This window comes from Pseudomonas sp. HY7a-MNA-CIBAN-0227, assembly GCF_040310325.1.
Classification (GTDB): domain Bacteria; phylum Pseudomonadota; class Gammaproteobacteria; order Pseudomonadales; family Pseudomonadaceae; genus Aquipseudomonas.
In genome coordinates, this window is sequence record NZ_JBEOPT010000280.1 from 1 (window position 1) to 249 (window position 249).

1 pseudogene is annotated in these 249 nt (G+C 42.2%); it reads right to left on the reverse strand.

The annotated features are described in order from the left end of the window. Window positions 1-201: pseudogene (locus AAEZ06_RS27915) on the reverse strand (hypothetical protein); the annotation flags it as partial. Between the last annotated feature and the right edge of the window lie 48 nt (window positions 202-249).

Here is a 249-nt window from a genome sequence, read left to right on the forward strand (position 1 = left end):
GTCATAGCCTAGCCGCTCCATCAGCATGGTTTTTGCGCTACTTCTAAAACCATGTGGGCTATGAATACCTTTATAGCCCTGCCTGTTATTCATTAGATCACTGTTTAATACTTTGTTTATTTCTTGCGTATGGTGGTAAGGCTCAGTTCTACGCCTTGGATTATGGAATACATACTTGCTATTACCTGTCAGGCTTTGCATCTGCTCCAATATAGCTATGGCTTGCGGTGCTAGTGGTATAACTATGCT